The sequence below is a fragment of the Algimonas arctica genome (assembly GCF_014652695.1).
Lineage (GTDB): Bacteria > Pseudomonadota > Alphaproteobacteria > Caulobacterales > Maricaulaceae > Litorimonas > Litorimonas arctica.
The window spans coordinates 33,540-56,779 of the sequence record NZ_BMZH01000006.1 but is presented as its reverse complement, the minus strand read 5'-3'; the positions used below and the strand labels follow the sequence as shown (position 1 = coordinate 56,779).

Annotated in this window: 27 protein-coding genes; 16 read left to right on the top strand and 11 right to left on the bottom strand. The window is 55.7% G+C overall.

Annotated elements, in window-relative coordinates:
* Window positions 1-6: 6 nt before the first annotated feature.
* Together IE105_RS08630 and truA are read left to right on the top strand one after the other, a co-directional pair.
* Window positions 7-519: a hypothetical protein gene (locus tag IE105_RS08630; protein ID WP_189497468.1), complete on the top strand. Its 513-nt coding sequence runs from the start codon at window positions 7-9 to the stop codon at window positions 517-519.
* Window positions 520-640: 121 nt separating this feature from the next.
* Window positions 641-1,399, top strand: coding sequence for a tRNA pseudouridine(38-40) synthase TruA (gene truA, locus IE105_RS08625; RefSeq protein WP_189497465.1), 759 nt, complete (start codon window positions 641-643; stop codon window positions 1,397-1,399).
* Here the strand turns inward: truA and IE105_RS08620 are convergent.
* The 4 genes from IE105_RS08620 to IE105_RS08605 all read right to left on the bottom strand — a co-directional run bounded on the left by IE105_RS08620 (window position 1,383) and on the right by IE105_RS08605 (window position 5,394).
* Window positions 1,383-1,949, bottom strand: a complete 567-nt coding sequence (locus tag IE105_RS08620) for a hypothetical protein (protein ID WP_189497463.1) — start codon at window positions 1,947-1,949, stop codon at window positions 1,383-1,385. The two genes, truA and IE105_RS08620, sit on opposite strands and share 17 nt — an antisense overlap.
* The gene (locus IE105_RS08615) at window positions 1,946-2,419 is read right to left on the bottom strand and encodes an acyl-CoA thioesterase (RefSeq protein ID WP_189497461.1); all 474 of its coding nucleotides are present in this window, start codon (window positions 2,417-2,419) and stop codon (window positions 1,946-1,948) included. Before IE105_RS08615 ends, IE105_RS08620 begins: the two co-directional genes overlap by 4 nt.
* A gap of 41 nt (window positions 2,420-2,460) precedes the next feature.
* The gene (locus IE105_RS08610) at window positions 2,461-4,254 is read right to left on the bottom strand and encodes a hypothetical protein (protein WP_189497459.1); all 1,794 of its coding nucleotides are present in this window, start codon (window positions 4,252-4,254) and stop codon (window positions 2,461-2,463) included.
* Between the two features lie 231 nt (window positions 4,255-4,485).
* Window positions 4,486-5,394, bottom strand: a complete 909-nt coding sequence (locus IE105_RS08605; protein WP_189497457.1) for a DMT family transporter — start codon at window positions 5,392-5,394, stop codon at window positions 4,486-4,488.
* Window positions 5,395-5,434: 40 nt separating this feature from the next.
* Between IE105_RS08605 and IE105_RS08600 the strand changes: the two genes are divergently transcribed.
* Together IE105_RS08600 and IE105_RS08595 are read left to right on the top strand one after the other, a co-directional pair.
* A complete protein-coding gene (locus IE105_RS08600) occupies window positions 5,435-6,604 on the top strand; it encodes a pyridoxal phosphate-dependent aminotransferase (protein ID WP_233354074.1) in 1,170 nt (389 codons plus the stop codon).
* Between the two features lie 56 nt (window positions 6,605-6,660).
* Window positions 6,661-7,131, top strand: coding sequence for a Dps family protein (locus IE105_RS08595; RefSeq protein ID WP_189497456.1), 471 nt, complete (start codon window positions 6,661-6,663; stop codon window positions 7,129-7,131).
* Between the two features lie 15 nt (window positions 7,132-7,146).
* On the opposite strand, the gene IE105_RS08590 is transcribed toward IE105_RS08595, so the two are convergent.
* From IE105_RS08590 to IE105_RS08580, 3 genes are all read right to left on the bottom strand, one after another.
* Complete coding sequence (locus tag IE105_RS08590) at window positions 7,147-8,325, bottom strand: serine hydrolase domain-containing protein (RefSeq protein ID WP_189497454.1); 1,179 nt, start codon at window positions 8,323-8,325, stop codon at window positions 7,147-7,149.
* A gap of 66 nt (window positions 8,326-8,391) precedes the next feature.
* Complete coding sequence (locus IE105_RS08585) at window positions 8,392-9,204, bottom strand: undecaprenyl-diphosphate phosphatase (RefSeq protein ID WP_189497451.1); 813 nt, start codon at window positions 9,202-9,204, stop codon at window positions 8,392-8,394.
* A 108-nt stretch (window positions 9,205-9,312) separates the two neighbouring features.
* Window positions 9,313-12,045: a M1 family metallopeptidase gene (locus tag IE105_RS08580; RefSeq protein WP_189497449.1), complete on the bottom strand. Its 2,733-nt coding sequence runs from the start codon at window positions 12,043-12,045 to the stop codon at window positions 9,313-9,315.
* Between the two features lie 114 nt (window positions 12,046-12,159).
* Here IE105_RS08580 and IE105_RS08575 point away from each other — a divergent pair, with 114 nt between their 5' ends.
* From IE105_RS08575 to IE105_RS08550, 6 genes are read left to right on the top strand one after another with little or no spacing between them, the layout of a single operon-like run.
* On the top strand, window positions 12,160-13,212 hold the full coding sequence (locus tag IE105_RS08575) for a cation diffusion facilitator family transporter (RefSeq protein ID WP_189497448.1): 1,053 nt from the start codon (window positions 12,160-12,162) through the stop codon (window positions 13,210-13,212).
* Between the two features lie 59 nt (window positions 13,213-13,271).
* On the top strand, window positions 13,272-13,946 hold the full coding sequence (locus IE105_RS08570) for a glutathione S-transferase family protein (RefSeq protein ID WP_189497446.1): 675 nt from the start codon (window positions 13,272-13,274) through the stop codon (window positions 13,944-13,946).
* Between the two features lie 24 nt (window positions 13,947-13,970).
* The gene (gene queG / locus IE105_RS08565) at window positions 13,971-15,023 is read left to right on the top strand and encodes a tRNA epoxyqueuosine(34) reductase QueG (RefSeq protein ID WP_189497444.1); all 1,053 of its coding nucleotides are present in this window, start codon (window positions 13,971-13,973) and stop codon (window positions 15,021-15,023) included.
* Window positions 15,024-15,073: 50 nt separating this feature from the next.
* A complete protein-coding gene (locus IE105_RS08560; protein ID WP_189497442.1) occupies window positions 15,074-15,310 on the top strand; it encodes a hypothetical protein in 237 nt (78 codons plus the stop codon).
* 36 nt (window positions 15,311-15,346) lie between these two features.
* Window positions 15,347-15,874: a glycosyltransferase gene (locus IE105_RS08555; protein WP_189497439.1), complete on the top strand. Its 528-nt coding sequence runs from the start codon at window positions 15,347-15,349 to the stop codon at window positions 15,872-15,874.
* Window positions 15,875-15,919: 45 nt separating this feature from the next.
* Window positions 15,920-16,378, top strand: coding sequence for a hypothetical protein (locus IE105_RS08550; RefSeq protein ID WP_189497438.1), 459 nt, complete (start codon window positions 15,920-15,922; stop codon window positions 16,376-16,378).
* On the opposite strand, the gene IE105_RS08545 is transcribed toward IE105_RS08550, so the two are convergent.
* Together IE105_RS08545 and IE105_RS08540 are read right to left on the bottom strand one after the other, a co-directional pair.
* A complete protein-coding gene (locus IE105_RS08545) occupies window positions 16,379-16,570 on the bottom strand; it encodes a hypothetical protein (RefSeq protein ID WP_189497436.1) in 192 nt (63 codons plus the stop codon).
* A gap of 187 nt (window positions 16,571-16,757) precedes the next feature.
* On the bottom strand, window positions 16,758-17,717 hold the full coding sequence (locus IE105_RS08540; protein ID WP_189497434.1) for an IS1595 family transposase: 960 nt from the start codon (window positions 17,715-17,717) through the stop codon (window positions 16,758-16,760).
* 83 nt (window positions 17,718-17,800) lie between these two features.
* Between IE105_RS08540 and IE105_RS08535 the strand changes: the two genes are divergently transcribed.
* The 4 genes from IE105_RS08535 (at window position 17,801) to IE105_RS08520 (ending at window position 19,879) form a co-directional block, all read left to right on the top strand.
* Window positions 17,801-18,022, top strand: coding sequence for a DUF6471 domain-containing protein (locus IE105_RS08535; RefSeq protein WP_189497432.1), 222 nt, complete (start codon window positions 17,801-17,803; stop codon window positions 18,020-18,022).
* A gap of 9 nt (window positions 18,023-18,031) precedes the next feature.
* Window positions 18,032-18,967 (top strand): DUF8453 domain-containing protein, encoded by a 936-nt coding sequence (locus tag IE105_RS08530; protein WP_189497430.1) that lies wholly within the window; start codon window positions 18,032-18,034, stop codon window positions 18,965-18,967.
* A gap of 70 nt (window positions 18,968-19,037) precedes the next feature.
* A complete protein-coding gene (locus IE105_RS08525) occupies window positions 19,038-19,466 on the top strand; it encodes a glycosyltransferase family 2 protein (RefSeq protein WP_233354073.1) in 429 nt (142 codons plus the stop codon).
* 194 nt (window positions 19,467-19,660) lie between these two features.
* A complete protein-coding gene (locus tag IE105_RS08520) occupies window positions 19,661-19,879 on the top strand; it encodes a hypothetical protein (RefSeq protein WP_189497426.1) in 219 nt (72 codons plus the stop codon).
* Between the two features lie 11 nt (window positions 19,880-19,890).
* Here IE105_RS08520 and IE105_RS08515 read toward each other — a convergent pair whose 3' ends face one another.
* Window positions 19,891-21,180, bottom strand: a complete 1,290-nt coding sequence (locus IE105_RS08515) for a cation:proton antiporter (RefSeq protein WP_189497424.1) — start codon at window positions 21,178-21,180, stop codon at window positions 19,891-19,893.
* Between the two features lie 96 nt (window positions 21,181-21,276).
* Here IE105_RS08515 and IE105_RS15525 point away from each other — a divergent pair, with 96 nt between their 5' ends.
* The gene (locus IE105_RS15525; RefSeq protein ID WP_267904667.1) at window positions 21,277-21,411 is read left to right on the top strand and encodes a hypothetical protein; all 135 of its coding nucleotides are present in this window, start codon (window positions 21,277-21,279) and stop codon (window positions 21,409-21,411) included.
* A gap of 191 nt (window positions 21,412-21,602) precedes the next feature.
* On the opposite strand, the gene IE105_RS08510 is transcribed toward IE105_RS15525, so the two are convergent.
* Window positions 21,603-22,577 (bottom strand): SDR family NAD(P)-dependent oxidoreductase, encoded by a 975-nt coding sequence (locus IE105_RS08510; RefSeq protein ID WP_189497422.1) that lies wholly within the window; start codon window positions 22,575-22,577, stop codon window positions 21,603-21,605.
* Between the two features lie 108 nt (window positions 22,578-22,685).
* Here IE105_RS08510 and IE105_RS08505 point away from each other — a divergent pair, with 108 nt between their 5' ends.
* On the top strand, window positions 22,686-23,147 hold the full coding sequence (locus IE105_RS08505) for a hypothetical protein (RefSeq protein ID WP_189497421.1): 462 nt from the start codon (window positions 22,686-22,688) through the stop codon (window positions 23,145-23,147).
* The last annotated feature ends 93 nt before the right edge of the window (window positions 23,148-23,240 follow it).

The following is a 23,240-nucleotide window of genomic DNA, read 5'->3' as shown; positions in this document are numbered from 1 at the left end:
TTGAAAATGGCACAGAGAAAATTTGAAGATTATCACGGTTACTCGATCGTGCACAATAAATCAGGCGCCCGGTTGCTAACCGGTGATGGCGGATTGGCCCACCATGACACGTTTGAAGATTTAGAAGCGGCCAAGTCTTGGATCGACCGGCATTTAACCGAGCTTAAGGGTGAGCGCCGCGAAGGCCATATCGCCACAGCGGATGGCTATCTCGAAGCCCTCGTCACACAAAGTCCGAACAAAAAAGAATATATGATGTTGAGCGCCCACGCCGCCGCGCCGGAACGCCGGATGACGCCGCAGCAGCTCGCCGATGTCGTGGGTTGGAAACGCGATAGTTCTGCCAAGGCGCATTATAGCAAGCTGGGCCGTCGTCTGGCTGAGCAACTCGATCTCGCCATCGACCTTGACGATTCAAAGAACGCGATCACCGCAATTGGCACATTGGACACCAGCACAGACGAATGGGTCATGCACCAAGAGTTGGCCGACGCCGTCGTGAAATATTCCGACAAATAAGCGACTTATTGAATTTGGAGACAGAAACATAAGTTTCCGGCCTCGCACATCGTGCGGGGCTTCTCGCTATTTTCGACACGCCTCTTTTTGACCCGGGGTGATCGAAAATTGGAACCGCGCGATGCCACGATATAAACTCACCCTCGAATATGATGGCGGTCCTTATATGGGCTGGCAGTGGCAAGACCACGGACCGTCTGTGCAGGGCGCCGTTGAGGCCGCCGTCGCGAAACTCGATGGAGGCCCGCGCGAAGTCTATGGCTCTGGCCGGACCGATAGCGGTGTACATGCGCTCGCCCAAGTCGCGCATGTCGATTTGGTCAAAAACCTCCGCCAAGATAAAGTCCGTGACGCGATCAACTTTCACCTCGGTAAACATCCGATCAGCGTACTCGATGCGGAACTCGTCGACGATGAATTCCACGCCCGCTTTGATGCGCGCGAGCGGCGCTACCTGTTCCGTATTCTCGACCGCCGTCCACGACTCGCGCTCGACCGGGGTCGGGTTTGGCGTGTGCCGGTAAAGCTGGATACGGATGCGATGGATTATGCCGCGCAAGTGCTCGTCGGGAAACATGATTTCACGACATTTCGTGATACAGCCTGTCAGGCGAAAAGCCCGGACAAAACGCTCGACATGGCGCGGGTGTCCCGCGTCGGCGACGAAGTTCATTGCGAATTTTCGGCGCGCTCCTTCCTGCACAAACAAGTGCGCAGCATGGTCGGCAGCCTCGTCGAAGTTGGTCTGGGAAAGTGGAACCGCGCGGATATGAAAGCCGTGTTAGAGGCGCGTGACCGCACTGAGTGCGGCCCCGTCAGCCCGCCGGACGGGCTCTATCTCATCCACGTCAACTACCCAGATCTTACGGCGGAGACATAACCTGCAACAGGCCCGTCAGCATCACCATCATCCCGGTTGAAACGACAATACAGCCGATCAGGATCGCCGTACTAAACGAAAACCCGCCTGCGCGCTGTGCCAAACGAATGTCGATCGGCAGCAAGCCAAGATAGGCCGCGAGCAAGGCGCCATAGCCAATAATCGCGGGCAGTCCGAGAAACACTACGCCAACAAACACGAGGCCTAACGCCACGCAAAGCCACGTCACGGCCCAATTTCGCACCGTCCACCAGAGCGGCAGACGATCCGTCCGGCTCATCAATATCCCGACTAAGGCCGACGTCATCGGGAATGACAAAAGCCACAGACCAATGATGAGCACAAACGGCGCGATCCGGAAGTCTGGCACATCGCTCCCGGCTAACTGCGCGCGCTCTGTCTCAAGCCCGACCATGACCAGCCACAGCGCCGGAAAACAAAGCCCCAGCGCCAAAAAGGATGTGATCATGCCTGTGCGTGAGCGATCAAAGAACCGCTGCCACTCGGGCCACCGTCCAACCGCGCCGAAGACGCCGTAGAGCGACTTCATTCTGGAACAAGCATGCGACGCTCTGAAATCATCGCGTGCAATGTCTCTGGGATAGGACAGGCTTTCCCACCTTGCGTGGCGACCATTGTAGCAATCGCGAGCAAGACGGGTGTCTCGTCTTGATAAGCACACGCCTGCATCACCCAGGACGATGTGCCAATTTTACCAATGCCCATATGAAATGTCAGAGCCGGTCGAAGGTGGCATTCATTGATGTAATTGAGCGTCTGCCCCGCCACCATGGTTCGCACAGTTTTGGTCTGAAAATGTTTGCGCATCGGGTGATTAAATTGCACCCGCGCATCCTCGAATAGGGCCGCCATCGCGACATTATTCACTTGGTTAAGAGGGTCGAGGTCCTGAAAACGCGGCCGGACACTAACCGCTTGATGGTAAAGATCACGGTTTAGCCAGCGCGGATCAATGCGATAGCCTGAAAGTAAATTTAGCCCGGTTGAATTATCTGTCATGGGCCGCATTTACGGACAGCACGCGACTGACACAACCGCCACTAGCGGCGGTCTTCAGGCTCTGGGTCCGGCAGAACCAATTCATCAATTTTGAAAATATCCTCGTCTTCTTCTGGATCGGCGAAAATATCCCGCAAGCGAGATTGGTCGCCTTGCACAACCACCGGATTGCCGAGAAACTCGCGTGAAAAATCAACCTCCGGCCCATCATCTAACAAGGTTGTCGACGGGCCGCCCGCGTTGATTGAATTATTGCCAATTCCCGTTGACCACGGATCGCCCCCGCCCGCAATGTTGCGGCCAACCGAATTACCTTGGCGGAATCCTTGTGGCCGTGACGACCGTTCCACACCGCGCGCCTTATAGCGGTCATAATCCTCAAACCCATTGGCATCGCGACCTTGGAACGTGCGCAGATATTCCGGGCATTCTTCGTGCGTCTTACCGGCCTCGCGGCACCGCATATCAATGTTGATCCCTTCATAGCCTGTCCCCAGAGAATTCCCGTAACTGCCCGGCGCGAGATTCCATCCGCCAGCACCGGGGGCCGCGCGTTGTGTACCTCCGCCCGGAGGCGTCCCAATATTACCGCCGCCTGAGACCGGCCCCGAAAGCGGGCTCCCCGCCGGACGACGCGTTTGTCCCGGGTCTGCGGTGTTGCTCGGCCCTAACGGACGATCACGTTGCATCAAGTCCATGAAGGGATCAGATTCTTCCTCTGTCACAGCCCGTCGCTGCTCAATAATTGTTTCCGGCGCTTCGGGCGACGCCAGTATGGTCTGCGGCTGAGCAATAATGTCGGGTTCGATAGGAACAGGGGCAGGATCGGGCAGAACGTCAGGCTCCGGCTCAATGACCGGGGTCAGCGCAGGCTCGGGCTCAATTAAGTCCGGCTCAATGATCTCGGGGTCAGGGAGCGGCAACATCTCCTCGATGAGCGGTAACTCTGGCAGTGGGTCTGGCGTAATAATACCCGGCAATGGGTCCGCCTCTATTGGGTTTGGACTCACAAACGGCGCAGGCTCTATTTCAGGCTCTATTTCAGGCTCAAACTCGGGTTCGGGTTCAAGCACCGGTTCAATGACAAGGTCCTCAACCGGGGTCGTCGGCTCAACGATTGGTTCTGGTTCGATAATAACCTCTGGAAGCGGTTCCGGATCGGGCAGAGGCTCTGGTTCAGGGATAGGTTCGGGGACAGGCTCAGGTTCGGGGATCGGTTCTGGGATCGGTTCCGGCGTGGGTTCGGGCGTGGGTTCTGGTTCACGCTCAATAACGGGCTCAGGAACGGACAGCGCCTCAGGTTCCGGTTCAACAATCGGTTGAGACAAAATTTCAGGCGGCGGTGGAGGCGCGGGTTCGGGTTCTGGAATCGGTTCTGGAATCGGTTCTGGCTCAGGAATAGGCTCTGGTTCCAGTATCGGCTCAGGTTCAGGTTCAGGTGTCGGCTCTGGAATCAGCTCAGGATCTGGCTCTGGTTCAGGGTCGGGCGGCGGCGGGGTGAGGCGGGGTCTGGGCGCGCGAGCGGGAACAGGAACCGCGGGCGGAGCCACGTCGACCTCTGGCAGAGGTTCAGGCTCCGGTTGCGGGGCTTCGTAAGACACAATTTGGACAGGGACGAAATCTGGCTCTTCGGGTTTAAGATCCGGAACTATGAAGTTGGATGAAAGTGCAAAAAACAGAGCCGCATGCACCAAAACAGCCGTGATGACCGTGCCCGTCCCCCGTTGCGCATCGTCTTCAAAGAAATCCGCAATTGGATCGGGATCGTGGTACGGGGAGAACCCTCCGCCGATGGGCGCATAGAGCCCTTGATCATATGGTGAATGCGCCGCCACGGACCCCGCTTAGCAGGGTTCGCGCTCAGGCCAAGATGTGGCTTACATCGCTTACGGCTTTGTCACGCAAGGCAGTTTGACTAGGCTGTGACAAGAACCAGCGCGGCCAACGCTATGCTGGTCCAGAATACGCTGCGTTCAAAGGTCTTGCCTGTCCGGTCTTCTGGGCGTGTTCGCGTCATCATAAAATATCGGTCCATGAGCGCTCATTGGCAGGGGTACATGTCCGATTTATGGCATCGGTGTGACCATTTTGGCCATCTTTGTTGCACGTCGATTGCCGCGCCATATGACAATCGCGACGCCCGTTAACGTGATCGCAATTCCGACTGTCAGACCAATGGAAAGGGGCTCTTTTAAAATCAGCAGCCCGCCCGCGACACCGATCACTGTGGTCAATAAACCACTAGGCGTGACCACCTGAATGGGCAGCCGGGATAGCAACCAATAATAAGACCCATGCGCGACAATGCTCACGAGCAACACCGAGTAGAGAACCGCCGCGGCAAATTTCCACCGAATATCCGGTGCAAAAACAGCCGTTTGATCCGTCTCAATCAAAACCGTCAGCGGCCACAATACGATGGTCCCGACAACAGCAAACCAGGCCACCAGTTGCGCCGGCTTAATGTTGCGCGTTAGTTTGACCGCAATCGCGCCGCACGCTTCACTTAAGGCCGCGCAAGCCATCATTACAATACCAACAGCGAAGAGCGGACCAGCGGCCTCGCCCGGCCCTGCGAGACCAATGATAACCGCACCCACAAACGCCAGACTAATACCAAGCCAGGACCAACCCTTGATCCGTTCGCCCAAGATAATCACACCGAGCAGAACAGAAAACGGCATGTAGAGTTCAACCGCTACGGCCGCAGCGCTCGCCGTCGTCATGCCCATCGCTGGAAACATAAAGGCATAGTTGAGCGCACCAAAGCCGAGGCCGCCAATCAGCACCCTGCCCATTTGCCCCGGATGCCAACTCAAAAAGGGCATCATTATCAACGCCACGAGGCTCATGCGGGTCGCGGCATAGAAAATCGGCGGAATTCCGAAATCGCCGATCGCTGTGCGCATAACGACAAAATGCAGGCCCCAAATGGTGCAGATCATCAACAGGACAAGGGATTCGCGTAAGCTCATATTGCCGCCGTAGCAGCGCCGCGCTAGCATCGCTACGATTATGCAACTCTCTGACCGAATTCAACGCGTCGCCACAAGCGCGACCATGGCCATGACACAGGCGGCCCGTGATCGGCGCGCCAGTGGGAAAGCCGTGATTTCGCTGAGTGTTGGTGAGCCCGATTTCGCGACGCCAAGCCACATTCTCGATGCTGCGACCCGCGCCATGACAGACGGTCATACGCGTTACACAGCCGCAGACGGGATCGCGGAGCTCAAACAGGCCATCACCAGCAAGTTCACCCGCGATAATGGCCTGACCTTTACCCCCGCCCAAATCAATGTCTCTCCGGGCGGAAAAGCCGTGTTGTGGAATGCGCTCGCGGTGACAGTTGGACCAGGTGACGAGGTCATCATACCCGCGCCTTGTTGGGTCAGCTATCCCGATATGGTCAAACTGACCGGCGCAACGCCGATCATATTGTCGGGGGGAACCGACTTCAAGATTACCGCCGAGCAATTAGAGGCCGCCATCACACCCGCCACGCGCTGGCTTATGCTCAACTCCCCCAGCAACCCAACGGGCGCGGTCTATTCGGCAAAAGAACTCGGCGCGCTCGCCGCTGTGCTGCGCCGTCACCCAAAGGTTATGGTTCTCTCGGACGACATTTACGAAGCTTTGGTTTTCGGTGAAGCGAAATTTGCGACAATGGCCAGTGTCGCGCCGGATCTCACAGAGCGGACCCTGACGATGAACGGCGTGTCCAAAGCCTATGCCATGACCGGATTTCGCATCGGCTATGGCGCTGGACCGGAGTGGCTCATCAACGCGATGCGGAAATTTATCGGGCAAACGACGTCAAACCCCTGCTCGATCAGCCAGTGGGCCGCTGTTGCCGCGCTCAATGGGCCGCATGATTTCCTTGATGATTGGCGGTCGCAGTATCGCACGCGGGGCCAAGCCATGACGACGGCTCTGAATAAGGCCGGTTTGCCCTGTGTTGTCCCAGACGGCGCGTTTTACGTCTTTGCCGATTGCACCGCCGTGATGGCTGCCAAGGGATTTTCGACCGACGCCGATCTCGCGATGGCGTTGCTAGAGCACGCGGGTGTCGCGACAGTTCCGGGCTCCGCGTTTTACGCCCCGGGACATTTACGCCTCTCTTATGCGGCCTCGATGGAAGAGGTCACGCAGGCGTGTCACAACATTGCTGGATTTTGCACTCACTGACCCCATATTGTTCTCAATGATGGTATGCCCAGAGGGCGAACGAAAGAGGATATATAATGGACATTGATATTGGCATTAAAGCAGAAGACCGCAAAGCGTCTGCGAACGCCCTGATGCGTCTACTAGCGGACACTTACACGCTTTACCTCAAGACACACGGGTATCACTGGAATGTGGAAGGCCCGCATTTCCAACAGCTCCACGCCCTATTTATGCAACAATATACGGAAATGTGGACCGCCTCTGATGAGCTCGCCGAACGTATCCGCGCGCTCGGATTTTACGCGCCGGGATCTTACGCGCAAATGGCAAAACTCGCATCACTGTCGGAAGAAGACGGTACACCGCCGGATTGGAAGACAATGGTCAAAACGCTCGCCAAAGGTCACGAACATATTGCCGCCACGGCGCGTGACGTTCTGCGCACGGCTGAGGCCGCCGGAGATGACGCCACCGCCGATGTCGTTGCACCGCGTGTGACTTTGCATGAAAAAACAGCGTGGATGCTCCGCGCGACGGCGAGCTAATCCCTCTCAAAAACGCTAGCTTGGTTTGCGTTTCTGACCCAAACGCAACCAATCACGCTTTGGTAGGCCATAGAGCTGGTCCATGAATTCCATCTGCAAGCCAATCGGTTGGCTATGCGGACTATTCCACATCACGGCGATCCCGGACCGTTGTTCGGGATCAAATAGGATCAAAGCGCGGTAGCCTTCAACGCCGCCGCGATGACCGACGACCTTACGGCCCTCATAATCATAGACGCGCAACCCTAGACCATAATGGCTGTTTTTGAGCGCATGATACTGGCTGTCCATGAAACGTTCTTCGCCGGGCGTTGCCACAATCGGCGTTTGCATCGCCATCAAACGCTCCAAGGGGAAAGGCGTGTTGATCGGCTCTCCGATTTTCGGCGGCATCAACGCGATCATCCATTTCGCCAAATCTTCGACAGAACTATTCACGCCAGCCGCCGCTGGGACTCGATAATAAGTTGGCTTGACGCGGCTGATTTGTTGGCCCTGGCTATTGTGCGGACGCGCCCAATTGCGGCTGTGCGTCATCGCTTCCATTGTCATGCTCGCACTGCTCATTCTGAGCGGATCGAAAATCTCACGTTGCACGACGGTTTTATATGGGAGTTCTGTCGCTTCCTCGATGATCTCAGCCGCGGCATCGAACGCGACATTTTGATACGTATGACACGTGCCCGGCGGACAGACATATTTCAGACCTTCAAGCTTTGCGCGAAGGTCTTTGGCGTTTCGCCCGCCCTCAATACTCTTATCATAGGCGTTCCGGCTAATCCCGATACGATGGGAAAGAAGATCGACAATATCATGTTTATTATTCGTCGGCGGCAAATGCAGCGACGGGGCTAAGCGCTCAATGGGGACAGACGCATCGACTTTACCCTGCTCGACCAGACCCAACAGAGCCGCCGCAGCGACACCTTTTGACACGGACGCCCAGCGGAAGACCGTGTCCTTATTGACCAATCGTCCTGTGCCCCGTTGGGTTTCGCCATACCCATGGGCAAATGTAATGCGGCCATCTTCAACGACCGCAATGGACAGACCCGTCATTTCAGAATGTTCATTCATCAGGCGAATAGCACGCTGATGTAACTCGTTTGTATCCACGCCGGGCGCCCGCACCGTCTGTGCCGATGCACAGACTCCGCTAATCAAAGTAAATAGGAGCGCCAGCCAAAATCTCATAGAGACTCGTTAGAGGCATATGCCCACGCTTGTCGAGAGCGCTCGCCCATGACGTGCAAAGACGCCCTAACCACTCGCCAATATCCAACCAATCAGCGCGATACCTAAGGCCAAGCGGTACAGCATGAAGGGCAGAAAGCCGATTTTTGTCACGATGCGCAAGAAGACCGCAATCGCCCCGTAAGCGACCACAAACGACAGAGCCGCCACAAGCACCCCCTGCCCCAAAGTTGCGCCGCCCGTATCTTCGCCTGATGCCAGTTTCAGCAGTGCATAGGCCCCGCCCGCGCCAATGACAGGCAGGCTCATTAACATAGAGAAACGCGCTGCCGCTTCGCGTGAGAGGCCAATCGCGCGCCCGGCGCTCATGGTAATGCCAGACCGCGAGGTGCCGGGAATAAAGGCAATCATCTGCGCCAATCCCATCCCAAAAGCACCGCGCCAAGTCAGTGTTTCCATCTCACGCGTCTCTTTGGCCCACACATCCGAGAGCCACAGGACAACCCCAAAAATGATCGTCGCCGCTGCAATGATAGCGGGATTACGCAAGGCTTCATCCCAACCGCCGCTCGCCAAAATAAGGCCGAACACAAGCGCAGGCGGGGTCGCCACGATGAGGTTGAGCGCCAGCGCAGACCCGCGTGTCAGGCGACGGCGAAAGAGATCCCCCAAACCGACCATCATCTCGGCCACATCTTTGCGGAAATATAGCAGGACAGAAAACAGCGTGCCGAAATGCGCCATCACATCAATCAACACGCCTTGTTCGGTCCATCCAAATACGACTTCGGGCAGGATTAAGTGAGCCGAGCTCGAAACGGGAAGAAACTCGGTCAGCCCTTGAATGAGCGCGAGGAGAAGAGCTTGCCACCAGGTCATGTGCGCGAGTAGCCGAATTCTAGTTAGTATATGGTTACGACCGCCCCACCCAATGTCCGCTATCCGTTAGAAAAGCAGACCTTATGTGGGATAGGCGACCGTAAAACCCTAGCCTTTGAGGACGGCCGCAAGGGACGGCCCTTGTGCGGCTTTTAGCGATGTACACAGTTCAATCCGTTCAATCGCTTGCGCGAGACTGCGCTCATACCCCGGGATCACAGCCGCTTTTGCTGTATAAAATTCGCGCGCTTCGTCACGTTTCGCCGTCGAGCAAAACCCGCTTGCCGTTGACGGCGCGCCGCCACGGCGCACGTCCGGCACTTTGCGGATCATGTAATCGTCGAAATTAGCTTTGTACCACGCCCACGTTATCTCCGCGTGCGCCTCGTTGCCGAGCAAGCCATTGATAATTGTCCCGCTCTGACGACCGGTCAGCGGGCTGTCCTCGGCAATCGCAATCCCGAGCAGACGTTCCGCCTGATCGACATCCGGCGTCACAGTCAGCGCGCTCAATGCCGCGCCTTTTTCGAGTGGCGAACCGTTGGACGCCAGTTCGAGCAGCGGCGCGTAAGCGACGTCAGGCCGCGCGCGCATGGTCTCGCGGAATGCACTGCTAAGTATATTGCTCGGCACCCGCGCGCGGCGGTCTGCTCTATCTTCATCCAGACCCAAATAGACTGAGCCTTGTTTGATCAGATAGTTCTTTGCCTCTTGGTCTTGTCCTGCATTGGCCAGCAGTGCGCCCAGTGATGGGGCCAAAAGATTACCCTCAATCGTGTCCTTGCCGCGCGAGGCACGGTAACGTTTGCCATAGGTGCTACGAATATGCGCGGCGAGACCGTCGCGCGCGTCAGGGAACTCATCATAAATAAAGCCGAGGAGTTCGGTCGATCCAGATGCCACGTCATATTCCGGATGTTCGGCGAAGGCTTTCATGCCGGAGAGGAATGTTGCGGCGTCCACGTTGCCCGCACGGAAACCCGCGACGAGGCTGTCTTGCGCCGAGAGGACTTCTTTGGTCGAAAGCTTATCGAGATTGGCCATCAAGGCGGTCCAGCCGTCTGCGTCCAATGTGAACCGGTAATAGCCTGCCCCGTCTGCATTGGGCATGATCCAATCGGGTGTTTCGTTACGATATAAGTCAGCGATACCTAATTCACGCGCCTTAAGCATAATTTTAGTCTCGCGAACTTCCTCCCCATACCCCTCTTTCAAGACAATAGGTATTTGCCAGACTTGGCCTTGTTCAATCGCGGAACCGAGTGGCAGGTAGCGAGACTGGCTGGCTTCAAATTGAGTGCCATTCGCAACGACCTTCACTAATGGCAGTCCCTTTTGATCGACAAAGCTCTTCATCGCGGCGACCACGTCTGGATTGCCGGACCCGTCTGCGATGGATTGAAAGAAATCATCGCCCGTTGCGACTTTATCGGCGTAGCGTTCCATATGCAGGCGGACGCCTTTCTGGAAATTGGCTTCGCCGACATAACTCTCGAACATGTCCAGCACGCCGCCGCCCTTGCGGTAGGTAATCCCGTCAAACTGATCCATCACATTCTCAGACCGGGCGAGCGGTTCGCGCACACGGCGTGTCGTGGACAGCGAGTCGATACTCATCGCGCCGAGCGATGCGTTTAAGGTCGCGTTGTTGAAATTACCGTCCGGCTGCCACAGGGTCAGGCCCTTATTGCCCATCCAAGTCGCGAACGCCTCATTGAGCCAAATATCTTCCCACCAGACAGGCGTGACGAGATTGCCGAACCATTGGTGCGCCAGCTCATGGCTGTGCACGCGCGCATAGGATCGCTTTTGGCTGAGAGGCGCGTTTTCGTCTAACAAGAGAAGGCTTTCACGATAGACGATAAGTCCCGGATTTTCCATTGCGCCAAACGCATATTCTGGGGCGGCAATCAGATCGAGTTTTTCATACGGATATTCAGTGCCGAAATAGCCTTCGAGCGCGGAGAGGATACCGTCCGTATTGTCCAGCGCATAATTTAGCCGCTTGCCTTCGCCTCTCGCCGCCAAGCCGCGCAATGCGAGCGGACGGGTCCGCACGCTATTGGGCGGGATCATGCCATAATCGACGACATCATAAGGACCGACGGCAAAGGCGACGAGATAGGTCGGCAGCGGACGTGTTTGGGCAAAAGTGTGTTTGACCATCCCGTCATCCATCGCCGTTTCAGACGTCAGAGGCGTGTTGGACACGACAACATTGTCAGACGGGGACGTGATCGAGAGCGTAAAAGGTTGCTTATATTTCGGCTCATCAAAGCCCGGAAAGGCTTCGCGCGCGCCGAGCGGTTCCATCTGGGTGACAATGTAGGAATCATTCATCCCATCGGCATTCTTGCGAATGACTTTATAGGCGCTATTAAGGTTCTGATTATAGGGCGTGGAAAAGGCCAGCCGAATCATCCCTGCACCTTTGGGAAGGGTTTCATTCGCTTGCATCCATGCCAGACCTGACGGCGCATCGGCCGGAGACACCGCATCAAATGTCAGCGGGTAAGTCGTTTCCCCCATCGTGATTGAAGCCTCAGATACTGTCATTTCTTTCGCATGCATCCAGAAGCCCTCTGTCGCCTCTAAGACCGCCGCATCAATCTCAACAACGCCACCCATTGTGTCCGCCGTCGGGTCAATGACCAGATCAATTCGGTAAGCCGACGGCATCACCGTTTCAGGTAATTGCGCGTGAGGAATGACGTCGCGTGACGCAGCCGCTGTCTGCGCTTGCGTCGGAGCCGTGGACACAGTCGTCTGGGCTGTCTGCGTTGCAGGATTGCAAGCAACAATAGCCAAAGCGGAAGCCGCGATAAGAAGAGCACGATTCATGGAAAATCCGTATTTATGAAAGACTGTCGCGCCCCTTTAGACCGACGGAGCCCGTGCCGCCAACTCACATGTTAAAGTTATGGTATAACGGTCCATTCGTGATAAACCCCCGCCATGTCCGCTTCTGGCCCAACAGATACAGAGATGGCGCGCGCCTTGAAAAAAAATGGCGGTCGCGATGACCGCTTTGACCTACCGGACCGCAAGGGGCGTCCGGGACGTCTACCGCCTGAAGGCTCCGCCATCATTACCCGCCGCATCACCGCGATCGCTTTGGCGTTGGGCGTCGTCATGGCGCTGGGTAAACTTTGGCTCTACAGCCTGACAGGGTCTGTCGGCATTCTATCATCACTGGTTCACAGCGCACTGGATATGGTCGCGGCCGGAAGCTCGTTTATCGCCGTGCGCTTTGCGGCGCGTGCGCCGGATGATCGCTATCGCTTCGGTTTTGGGAAAGCTGAGAGCTTTTCGGCTGTTTTTCAGGTCTGCTTAATCGGCCTCGCCGCCTTCCATTTGTTCGGGGCTGCGACCGGCGCATTAATGGGAACGGGCGGCGTTAGCGCGGATCACGCGGGTCATGGCCATGACATCAACGGCTCTCTCATCGCGATTGTCGTGATGGGTGTGTTTGTGATGCTGACATTGTGGCTACTGATTGCACAAAGTTGGGCCATTCGCGCGACGGGATCTATCGCCGTGCGCGGCGACCGGGCCCATTATACGGCAGACCTGCTGGGCAATCTTTTTGTGATGATCGGCCTCGCGATTGCAACGCTCACAGACGCACATTGGGCCGATGCAGTCGTCGGGATCGTGATGGCGCTCTGGTTGCTGTTTACCGGTTACCGGGTCGCCCGACTCGCTTGGTCTCAATTGATGGATCGTGAACTGGACCAAAGTGAGCGCAAATGGATCATCAATCGCGTCATGTCCGACCCGCGTATCCGCGCGGTAACCAATTTGCGCACGCGGGCCTCTGGGCCGCATCTCCATATGCAAATGCGGCTCGACCTTGATCCGCACCTATCCCTTTCCGAGAGTCACGATATTGTCGTCGAGGCAGAAACCCGGCTCATGTCGGCTTTCCCCGCCGCAGATATTTTAATCCATCCCCATCCCGCAGGTTGCGCGCAGGCGCACGGGAATGTGCGTTTTAATAGCGCCTAAACACAGTCTTAACCCTGTCCCTTAAGGCTTCGTTTTCCATGTCTGGATAGACGCGACGGATGCGGACCCTCTATCATTATCCCTTGCATCCCGGCTGCCGCGCCGTGCGCCTCTGCTTTGCGGAGAAGAAGCTAAAACTGCGCGAAGTTGAGATCAATCCGTGGGAACCGGATGATAAATTTCTGTCGCTGTCGATCGAAGATGTTCCGCCGATCCTCACGGATGTGACAGAAATCGGCACGGTTACCATTGTTGGCAGTCAGACCCTCTGTGAATATGCCGATGAGGCCAGCACGCGTAATCTACTCATGCCATCCAACAGGCATAAGCGCGCAGAAGTGCGACGGCTTTGCACCTGGTTTGGCCAACGGTTTGATCATGAAGTGAACGCGCTAATTTTCCCCGAGAAGCTTGAAACCGTTTTACTGGGCGGCGCGCCGGACCCAGAGGCCTTGCGCGAAGGCCGGGCCGCCTTGCGTGAACATCTGGATTATATGAGCTGGCTCTTGAGCCTACGCGACGGTCTGGCCGGACCCGCTTACACGCTCGCCGATATCATCGCCGCGGCCCATTTGTCGTGTCTTGACTATCTTGATGAAGTCCCGTGGCGCGAGGTGCCCGCGGTTCAAGAATGGTATCAAACGATCAAATCGCGCCCGTCTTTCCGTCCGTTCTTACAAGACCGCGTGCCCGGAATTCGCCCGCCGCGCCACTATAGCGATCTGGACTTTTAGAAAGCCATCGCGCTAGGGGCAGCCATGTCGTCCAAACCTAACGATCCCCTCAAGTCGCTGCGCAATCGCGCGCGCGCACTGGGTCTTACGGACCCCTACATCGCAGATGTGTCGACCTTCGGGCCGGACGCCGGCGCGCACTTGCGTGATTATGTGGCACAAGGCCGTCACGCGTCGATGGCATGGATGCAGGACACATTGGACCGACGGGCCCACCCGCAATCCTTATGGCCCGAGGCGCGCTCTGCCGTCATCTTTGGACTCAATTACGGACCAGAGACAGACCCGCTTGTGACGTTGGAACAAGCGGACCGCGCCACTATATCCGTTTATGCGCGCGGACGTGATTACCATGATGTGATGAAAGGGCGGCTTAAGGAACTGGCGGGCTTACTCGCGCGGGATACTGGCGAGGACGTTAAAGTTTTCGTCGATACGGCACCGCTTATGGAAAAACCTTTGGCGGCCGCAGCGGGGCTCGGCTGGCAGGGCAAACACACCAATTTACTGTCACGAGACTGGGGAAATTGGCTGTTCATCGGCACAATTTTGAGCGCGGCCAAACTCACACCGACACCGACCGAGGTGGATCATTGCGGATCCTGCACCGCGTGTCTCGACGCCTGTCCGACGGACGCCTTCCCCGCTCCCTATCAACTCGATGCACGGCGTTGTATTTCTTATCTGACAATTGAACATGATGGCCCGGTCGCGTTGGAACTTCGGGAGAAAATGGGCAACCGGATCTATGGGTGCGATGATTGTCTGGCTGTCTGTCCGTGGAATAAATTCGCGCAAGTCGGGCGGGAAACGAAGCTCGCCGCGCGGGATGATTTGAATGCTCCGTCCTTGGCGGATCTTGCGGGATTAGGCGAGGCTGGCTTTCGGGCGCGCTTTTCCGGATCACCGATTAAACGGATCGGATGGCCAAGATTTCTACGCAATGTGCTCTACGCGATCGGGAACTCAAATATGCCATCCTTAGTAGCAATAGCTCAACCCCACACGCAGAGCGGAGTCCCAATGGTCCGTGATGCGGCGGAATGGGCCTGTTTTAGGTTGAGTCAAACCAACTAAACGTTGCACAACCGAAACGATTTCTATCCGATCTCCCTCGGGAGGTCGGTATGGGGCAACCGGGAACAACGAAACGACACCGTCTGCGGCATGTTGGTCGCGCCGATCAACTCAGACCGGCGTCCACTTTAACCAGCAGTGGGGTCGCACTCATTTTGGCGACCGTGCTCGGAGCCGGAATCACCACCGAATTTAACATCGAAGACGGGTTGCTCAACCTCACGATTCTTGTTGCCTGGGTCAGTGTGGCTCTCAGTGTGTTTAGGTTACTCGCCTGCAGCGCCTAGCGACGAGAACCCACTCCGTTACTCCCGCACGACGCTTTGCCGACCTATACCGTGATCCTGCCCTTGTTTCGGGAAGCGCATATGGTGCCAAATCTGATCCAGTCACTCTCGCAATTGGATTATCCGGTTGATCGCCTCGACATAATCTTTGCCTGCGAAACCAATGACCCAGACACAATCAGAGCGGTGCAGAACTTGGCGCAGCCCCCTTTTCGCGTTCTCATCGTCCCATCCACAATTGCGGGCGGCCCTCCGCAAACAAAACCCCGCGCTCTAAACTATGCGTTAGACAGATCGGACGGGCGTTTAGTGACCATTTTTGATGCCGAAGACAGGCCTCACCCGCAACAGTTGCGACAGGCTGCCAGCGCCTTTACCGCGCACCCGGACTGGACCGCTTTGCAAGCTCCGCTCAATTATTTCAATACGCGCGACAGCTGGCTCGCCGCGCAATTTGGGCTTGAATACGCGGGTCTATTCCAGGTTTTACTGCCCTTTTACGACGCGCTTGACCTCCCGTTTCCGCTCGGAGGCACCTCTAATCATATGCGCGGACTTATGTAGCAGACGCACCAACACAAAGCCATGAATGCGCGCTAAATCCGGTGCATGTCCCACTATTCCCGAATTACCGATTACAGCGAGACACAGAACGGCTTGCTAAAGACCCGCGCTGATCTGTTCAACGAAGCCGAGCGGATCACGGAACGGCTGGCAGAGATCAAGAACGACGTGAAGGCGTTGGATAAGACCTTGCGCCTAGTCGGCTATGACGGCGAACTGGACGCCATAATGCCAAGGCAGAAGCGCAACGTCATGTTTGGGCAAGGGGAGCTGCTAGGCGCGCTCATGCTGGAATTACGTCACGCAGAAGGCCCGCTACGGTCCCGTGAGTTAGCGCAGAACATACTCGCCACTTCGGGCGACGATATACGCGACAGGCGCGCTGTGAGTGATCTAACGCGGCGTGTGAGTAAGGCGCTACGGACGCAGAGGGAAAAGGGCGTTGTGATTGGCAAGCAGGACGAGAGCCGCAACATCCAATGGACATTGCGGCCCCGTCGTTAGTTAGCCGAACGCCTTAGTTTTCGATCCAGCATGGCGCTTGCCTGTGCGAATCTCGCTAATACGGCCTTGGTTGGTCTGAAAAAGCCCCGCAATTTGCGAGTTTGGGAACCCGCGTTTCACAAGTTTATGGACTTCGACAGCTTCCAAAAAGGTCGGAATACGCTCTTTATATGGCTCTAAATTGTCAAACATGACTCAACTCTTTTCATCTATGTCGGTGATAAGAGTTGATCTTCGACAGCCCTAAAGTTAGGTGCGTGTCGTGTACATGAACCGCTCTTATCAGCGGGGTTAAGAAGGCGAATCGTTTCAGCGGTTCGCCTTCATCTTTTTATATCCCACAGAACATCATTATGCGAATCGGGTGCGACTTTTTGTTCTAGTTTTGTGCTCGCTGCCAATAACTGCGAAACTTTGAACTTTTCGGAGCCGCCATAGCCGCATCAACCAGCTTGAACGCCAGCTCTTTTATGTCCGTCGTGCGGTGATCTTCGATCCAAGCGCAGTGTTCTGCATACTGATAGAGATACTTGGCGCTTACGAAGTGATGCTGACCACCGACCATTTTACGAAGACGCGCAAAGTAGCTTTCGACAAAGTTCGTGTGAACGCCTTCGTGGCTATATGCTTCGCTGTGGTTGATGCGTTCCGACTTAAAGTCCCATTCCAGCGCGTCCCAATGACGGGCTTCGTCGGCAATTATTGTGCTGCCAGTCTCGACTAAGCCGCGCGCCAATTCCACGCCTTCGCTTTCAGAGCGGCGGACAAAAGGAAGTGTGCGCCCGCCACGTTCACGCAACGCAATAACAACGCGGCGACGAGGCGAACGGTTGCCAGTCAGACGCTTGTCCAGACGGTCGTTCTTATAGTTCGCGCGGCGAACCTTGCCGCCAACGTAACAGCCATCAATCTCGACTTCGCCGGATAGGCGCGCGTGGTCTGTTTCGTCTGCTAGCGCTTCGCGTAGCTTGTGGCACAGAACCCACGCGGTCTTGTATTGCACGTCCATTGTGCGTGAGAATTGAACGGCGCTCATGCCCTTAGCGCCTGTCACGAATAGACAGATAGCAGCGAGCAGGTCTGTGAAATCCAGTTTGCGGCTATGCAGGATCGTGCCGGACGTGACGCTAAACTGATGGTGACAGCCCTTGCACTTGAACTTGCGGCGCGTGGTGATCTTGTAGGACTCGACACAGCCGCAACGTGGACACACGGCCTCACCGCCTGTTTCAGGCCAGCGCAACTGACAGAACGCTTCATACGCCTTGGCCTCACCCATTTTGTAGATGGCTTTGAGGCTCAATGAGCGGGACTTGGCGGATAGTAAGAAGTGTTGCATATGCACTGTTTATAGTGCATAAGAACTATAGAAGCAACATAAAAGCACGTTATATAGTGCAAAAAACATCATAAAGAGTGCATATGCCCGATACAGACACTTACGAAGGCCGTATTTCAGCGATTCTGAAAGGCGAGATCAAGCGGGCAGGGCATACCTATGCCAGCTTGACTGAAAAGCTGAATGAGATGGGCGTGAATGAGAAAGAGGCGAATGTGCGCAACAAGATTGGGCGCGGTAAGTTTTCAGCCGCGTTCATGGTCCAAGTTTTAGAAGCGCTTGGAGTCGAGACGATTCGGCTCTAGCAAGGTTGTATGAGTCCCTTCTACGACGAGAAGCAAAGAGTAATGTTCAGCCGTATCGGTTTCATTCTGTGTGCTGGTGTTTGGTTGATGATCGGGGCGGCGATTTCACCAAGTGGCGGGTATAATCAAAACATAAGCTGCCGTTACGAAGCACAGCAAATCCACAGTCAGTCGAGTAAAGCAGAAACTCTGGCTGGGGAGTTTTCGTCTAATACGCAATCCCCAAATCAGGCAAAAAAACAAGACCAAACCCGCGAGCGCTTGACCGACTTTATTGCGTGCGATGACCTTAAGGCCCAGCAATTCATGGCGCTCGTAGCATTCTGGGGCGTGTGGATAGGGTTGCTGGGCCTCGCAACGATTGTCCTCACTTTGCTGCAAACCAGCAAGGCATCCGGCGCGGCCTCTGAAACATTGAGAATTGCGGAAGAGACCTTGACGGAATCTCGCAAGGCGACCGCCGCCGAAATCCGCCCCTACCTTATTTTTGAAAATGTCCAAGTTAATGCCATAGGGGATTGGATCACTCAAAATCGAGAAACCTATACCGTCGAACTTGAAGTGAAAAATATCGGTAAATACCCCGCACTTAATGTTTCTCTGCACACCTCCGAAAATCGCGATAAACTCTTTTCTGAGGCGGGGGAGATTTTGAAGTTTTGTGGCCATTTGGCGGCAAGCGCAACTGAGGTATATGGACGGAGCACAGGTTCGCCTATTACCGTAAGCGTTAACTCTGAAACCGACGTAGTTAGCGTTGTCAGAGACATTGAAATTAGAGATGGATACCGGACCCAAATTTACGTCGGAGTTGAATACAGCGACTTTAGTGGTGGACGTCAATTCCGAACCGTAACCGTATTCGACCTTATGTGTCACGGCTTCGAATTTATGGGGCCGCAATACACTGTTAAAAGAGACCGCAAGAAAGACGAGGCTACATAGAAGGGCGCTCATACTAGCGCCCGCCCGCATGAGGCGTCATGCTTGGTGCGTTTGCTACATAAGTCCGCATATGCGTCGCAGCGCGTTAGAAACTGTGGGCGGATGGGACCCGTTTAATGTGACTGAGGATGCCGATTTGGCGTTTCGCTTAGTCGCAAACGGTGGCGGAATCGGCTGGATACACCTCCCCACGCAAGAAGAAGCTGTCTCTCGGCTTCGCCCTTGGTTCAAGCAACGCTCACGCTGGCTAAAAGGTTATCTGCAAACATGGCTGGTGCATATGAATGCGCCCCTGTCGGGAGGGTGGCGACGGGCCGTGATGTTGCAAGTGACCTTGGGGCTATCGTTGCTGTCTGTGCTATTCTTTGCCCCGGTTATGACCGGTTTGGCGCTGTATGAAGGCGCCCGTTTGATGGGTATCATGGAGGCGACCATCCCCGCGATTTACCTTCTGGCACTTGGGTTTAGCCTGCTCTGCGGCATGGCCGTTGGCGCCTAGGGGGCTGTCCGCGCAGGGCAACTTCATTTACTCAAACACGTGCCGTTCATGCCGCTCTACTGGCTCTTACTGTTCCCACCGCTTCTCCAAGCGCTGATTGAGCTACAAACCCGTCCCTTCCACTGGCACAAGACTGAACATGGTGTTACGGGCGCGCCGCCTGAAGCGACAGGTGGTTGATAGATGTGCCGGCCATGTATGCGAATCTTGATTTAATTCTGACCCTTTCGGGCATTGCCGTGTGTGCGGTTCTCGCCGCGCTTGGCATTCGTCTGCGCTTTCGTGAAAGTACTGATATCCGGCCCTACCGGATGCCGTGGATGATCATCGCCCTCGTCGCCATCGCGGTCGGCTTCATGTTAATTGTGCATTTGGTCAATTTGATTGGTTTCGAGACGGGCGGACGGCGCTAAGCTCAGATGACTTAGATCGGGTGGTTCGCGCCCATATCTGTCGTCGCAATCGGAATGGCGACACGAGAGCGATTAAACAGCCAGCCCGCCAGACTTTCATGCATCAGCACGGAAATCAGAATACAAAGCCCGGCAATCCGCCAGACCGCGTCAATATCGTCAAATTGCGCATGAGTTTGCGCATAGGCGATGTAAAAAATCGTCCCCATGCCGCGGATACCGAAAAACGCCATTTTAAACCGCTCCGTCTTGGAACAGCCAAAACCGATCATCGCAATCCACCCCGCCAAAGGGCGCACGATGAGTAATAGGGCGAGGGCAATTATAAGGTCCGTCCAACGCCATTGATCCCATAGTTCTGCCGCCACAAAGGTGCCGAACCAGAGCAAGAGGATCACCATTAAGATACTTTCAAATTGATCCGCCGACGTATGCGCTTTGCGTGAATAGGCCCTCTCGTCAGGCTGCCGTACTTTTGCGTCTTGGTCATTTTGGCGCCCGGAACGCGCCGCAATAAAGACGGACAGAAAGCCATAAGCGTGGACAAACTCCGCGAGGCCGTATGCGATGAAGGTCGCGGCGAGCACGAATATCAGCGGGTTGCTGCGCTCATTTGCGGCGTCGCCAAACTTTGACACCACAACACGCGTGACACACCATCCGACACCCCAGCCAACCCCAATCCCCGCCGCCACGCGATAAAGCGCGTCATAGGCGAGAAACTCTGTCCAATTAAATGTGCCGGCCGCCAAGGCAATCGCGGCCCAAACGAAGGGGAACGCGAGACCATCATTTAGACCCGCTTCGGATGTGAGGGCGATCCGCGTTGGGTCTTCATCTTCGCCAGGGCCCCCGACCTGAACAGACCGCGCCAACACAGGGTCCGTCGGGGCAAGTGCCGCGCCCAGCAAAATAGCGCCCGCAAGCCCCAACCCTGCCCAGTGACCAAGCGCGATGAGCGCGATAATCGTCAGAGGCATCGTAATCCCCAGAAGACGCCACGTCGCGTTCCAGCGTTTCCATCCGGACTTGAGATCAATCGACAGGCCGGCCGCTGTTAGGGAGACAATCACGATGAGCTCAGACGCATGAGCAAGAATGGTCGCTTGTAGATCGGAGCCAAGCGGCGAGAGATGCGGAAACCCCCGCAGCGTCGCAATAACGCCCAAGGCGATATAAAGCGCTGGTAAATTAATATGATATCGCCGCGCCAAGGCAGGCTGCAGGGTTAAACCGAACAGCGCAAACCCGATCAGCGCATAGACGCTGGCCACTGAGTTTGTGAGAAGTATATCGGTCAAATTCGGGCGCCCCACATGTTTCGGCCATGATGACTGACCTCATACATTGGAACCGCTACACGCCCTAAACGTTCCTTTTTTAGAGAAAGGACAATCATGCCAGACCATTTACAAAGCCGAACCGACGATATGCACAAAGGAAAAGCGGGAAAATCTCGCTTCAGCCCGTCAACTATCGCGATTATTTCAATTTTAGTCGTTGTGGTCGCCGGGATAATTTTGCTCGGCTGAGGCCTGAGCCAGACTGTATAGACCGCAATACCAATTATGAACTCTTATGGCACGGGGTTATGGCCCAGACGCCTGAGACAAAGATGCCCCCCTGCTGCCCTATGATATGTATCGAGAGCGGGCGTGAGGAACAGTCGGGAACGCTGGAACATCCTTGACCAACTCGCCCAAACTATCGTCGCGAATATCGACTAGGCGAATTGCTCGCTGACGAGTTCTTCGCTTAAAGTCCAGAGTTTCGACGCAACATCAGCATCCATAATCCAACTCCGCTGACCGGCTTTATCGCCTTTTAGATCGTCATTGACGAAGGTCTGCCCGCAATCTTCGAGATACATCCCGCCTATGTCTGCCAGCTCTGGTGCCGTCGCAGCATAACAGCTGGTCGCCGCCCCTTGTGGGATGGTTTTGAAGCCCGGCTGATCATCGGATTGACTGAACCGCGCCATCAACATCGCAATATCCTCATCTGTCAAATGCCGACCGAGGTTGGTCATAATACCCCCGGGATGCACGGCGTAAGAGCGCAGACCCGTATCGCGCCCGCGTTTGTCGAGTTCCAACGCGAACAGGGCATTCGCTGATTTTGACCGGCCATAGGCTTCCCATTTTTCATAAGTCGCCTGCTTATAATTTGGATCGTCCAAATCAACGGGGGCGGTGTGGTGAGCCCGAGACGAAAGGGTGACGACGCGCGGCTTGCGGCCTTCTTTCGCAGAGGCTTCCAAAGCAGGACGCAAGCGATTGGTCAGCAGAAAATGCCCGAGATGATTGGTCCCGAATTGCATCTCAAATCCGTCTTTGGTGGTCGCTTGCGCACACGCCATCACGCCCGCATTATTAATCAGCAGATCAAGCCGTGGATGTTCGCGCAAGAACAGCGTTGTAAAGGCGCGGATACTATCAAGGTCCGCGAGGTCGAGCTGCATCACTTCGATCTGCGCGTCCGGGACTGACCCATGGATCGCCGTCATGGCGGCTTCGCCCTTTTCCATATCGCGCGCGGCAATGATAATCTGCGCCCCTTTTGCCGCCATGGCCCGCGCGGTTTCATGTCCCAACCCCGACGCGCCGCCCGTAATCAGTACGAGCCGTCCTGACAGGTCGATCCCATCGAGAACTTCGTCCGCTGTTGTCTGATGGCCGAAGCCGCTGCGGTCGCTCATATAATGTCCTGTCGCGTTTACAATTAAGCTGACTCTGCCATTGCAGATGCCATCCTGTGTTCATCCATGGTATGGGATAAGCGCTGGGGCAAGTGTGGAGAACCCATTATGGGATTTAGCAAATCGGCAGGATGTGTGGCGGCCACCTGGCTCGTGGCGCTAATCATCCCTAATGCATCGGCGGCACAATCCGCCGATCTGTCCCCGACCCTCCTGATTGAAACAGGGCCCAGCGATAACCCCAATTATCGCCGTATGGTCTTTGTGAAATACCTCTCTGCGGACGGCGTCAGCGTAAGTTACAAAGCCTATAACCGTTCAGAATTTATCCAGATTGATGACGCAACCCCGGACTCTCTGGTGTTGTCCTGCCTCAATGGAAAAGCGACCACACTGGCGGATATTCAATCCTATCACCGCATGGAAACCGACGCGCGTCTCGCGGAACAGCCCCCCGCGATTGAACACTTCTGCATTAAAGGTGTCGAGAATTGGGATGCCGGCAATAACGACGCCTATCTCGACCCGATATTCGAAGGCATGCCGCACGCGGCAACCCTCAATAATTAGTCAACGCCTGCCTGACGACCCAATTCGCGTCTCTGGAAAACCTGTCTAAAATTCAATTTTCCACCCTCAAATTACCATTGACTACACTTGTAA

Coding starts and splice junctions, on each gene's coding strand:
- IE105_RS08605 (WP_189497457.1), bottom strand. CDS start 5,394: ATGAGCTTACGCGAATCCCTTGTCCTGTTGATGATCTGCACCATTTGG.
- IE105_RS08550 (WP_189497438.1), top strand. CDS start 15,920: ATGTCCCACTATTCCCGAATTACCGATTACAGCGAGACACAGAACGGC.
- IE105_RS08525 (WP_233354073.1), top strand. CDS start 19,038: ATGCGTCGCAGCGCGTTAGAAACTGTGGGCGGATGGGACCCGTTTAAT.
- IE105_RS08540 (WP_189497434.1), bottom strand. CDS start 17,717: ATGCAACACTTCTTACTATCCGCCAAGTCCCGCTCATTGAGCCTCAAA.
- IE105_RS08590 (WP_189497454.1), bottom strand. CDS start 8,325: ATGAGATTTTGGCTGGCGCTCCTATTTACTTTGATTAGCGGAGTCTGT.
- truA (WP_189497465.1), top strand. CDS start 641: ATGCCACGATATAAACTCACCCTCGAATATGATGGCGGTCCTTATATG.
- IE105_RS08575 (WP_189497448.1), top strand. CDS start 12,160: ATGTCCGCTTCTGGCCCAACAGATACAGAGATGGCGCGCGCCTTGAAA.
- queG (WP_189497444.1), top strand. CDS start 13,971: ATGTCGTCCAAACCTAACGATCCCCTCAAGTCGCTGCGCAATCGCGCG.
- IE105_RS15525 (WP_267904667.1), top strand. CDS start 21,277: ATGCCAGACCATTTACAAAGCCGAACCGACGATATGCACAAAGGAAAA.
- IE105_RS08630 (WP_189497468.1), top strand. CDS start 7: ATGGCACAGAGAAAATTTGAAGATTATCACGGTTACTCGATCGTGCAC.
- IE105_RS08580 (WP_189497449.1), bottom strand. CDS start 12,045: ATGAATCGTGCTCTTCTTATCGCGGCTTCCGCTTTGGCTATTGTTGCT.
- IE105_RS08600 (WP_233354074.1), top strand. CDS start 5,435: ATGCAACTCTCTGACCGAATTCAACGCGTCGCCACAAGCGCGACCATG.
- IE105_RS08560 (WP_189497442.1), top strand. CDS start 15,074: ATGGGGCAACCGGGAACAACGAAACGACACCGTCTGCGGCATGTTGGT.
- IE105_RS08595 (WP_189497456.1), top strand. CDS start 6,661: ATGGACATTGATATTGGCATTAAAGCAGAAGACCGCAAAGCGTCTGCG.
- IE105_RS08520 (WP_189497426.1), top strand. CDS start 19,661: ATGTATGCGAATCTTGATTTAATTCTGACCCTTTCGGGCATTGCCGTG.
- IE105_RS08620 (WP_189497463.1), bottom strand. CDS start 1,949: ATGAAGTCGCTCTACGGCGTCTTCGGCGCGGTTGGACGGTGGCCCGAG.
- IE105_RS08505 (WP_189497421.1), top strand. CDS start 22,686: ATGGGATTTAGCAAATCGGCAGGATGTGTGGCGGCCACCTGGCTCGTG.
- IE105_RS08585 (WP_189497451.1), bottom strand. CDS start 9,204: ATGACCTGGTGGCAAGCTCTTCTCCTCGCGCTCATTCAAGGGCTGACC.
- IE105_RS08530 (WP_189497430.1), top strand. CDS start 18,032: ATGAGTCCCTTCTACGACGAGAAGCAAAGAGTAATGTTCAGCCGTATC.
- IE105_RS08535 (WP_189497432.1), top strand. CDS start 17,801: ATGCCCGATACAGACACTTACGAAGGCCGTATTTCAGCGATTCTGAAA.
- IE105_RS08510 (WP_189497422.1), bottom strand. CDS start 22,577: ATGAGCGACCGCAGCGGCTTCGGCCATCAGACAACAGCGGACGAAGTT.
- IE105_RS08570 (WP_189497446.1), top strand. CDS start 13,272: ATGCGGACCCTCTATCATTATCCCTTGCATCCCGGCTGCCGCGCCGTG.
- IE105_RS08615 (WP_189497461.1), bottom strand. CDS start 2,419: ATGACAGATAATTCAACCGGGCTAAATTTACTTTCAGGCTATCGCATT.
- IE105_RS08545 (WP_189497436.1), bottom strand. CDS start 16,570: ATGTTTGACAATTTAGAGCCATATAAAGAGCGTATTCCGACCTTTTTG.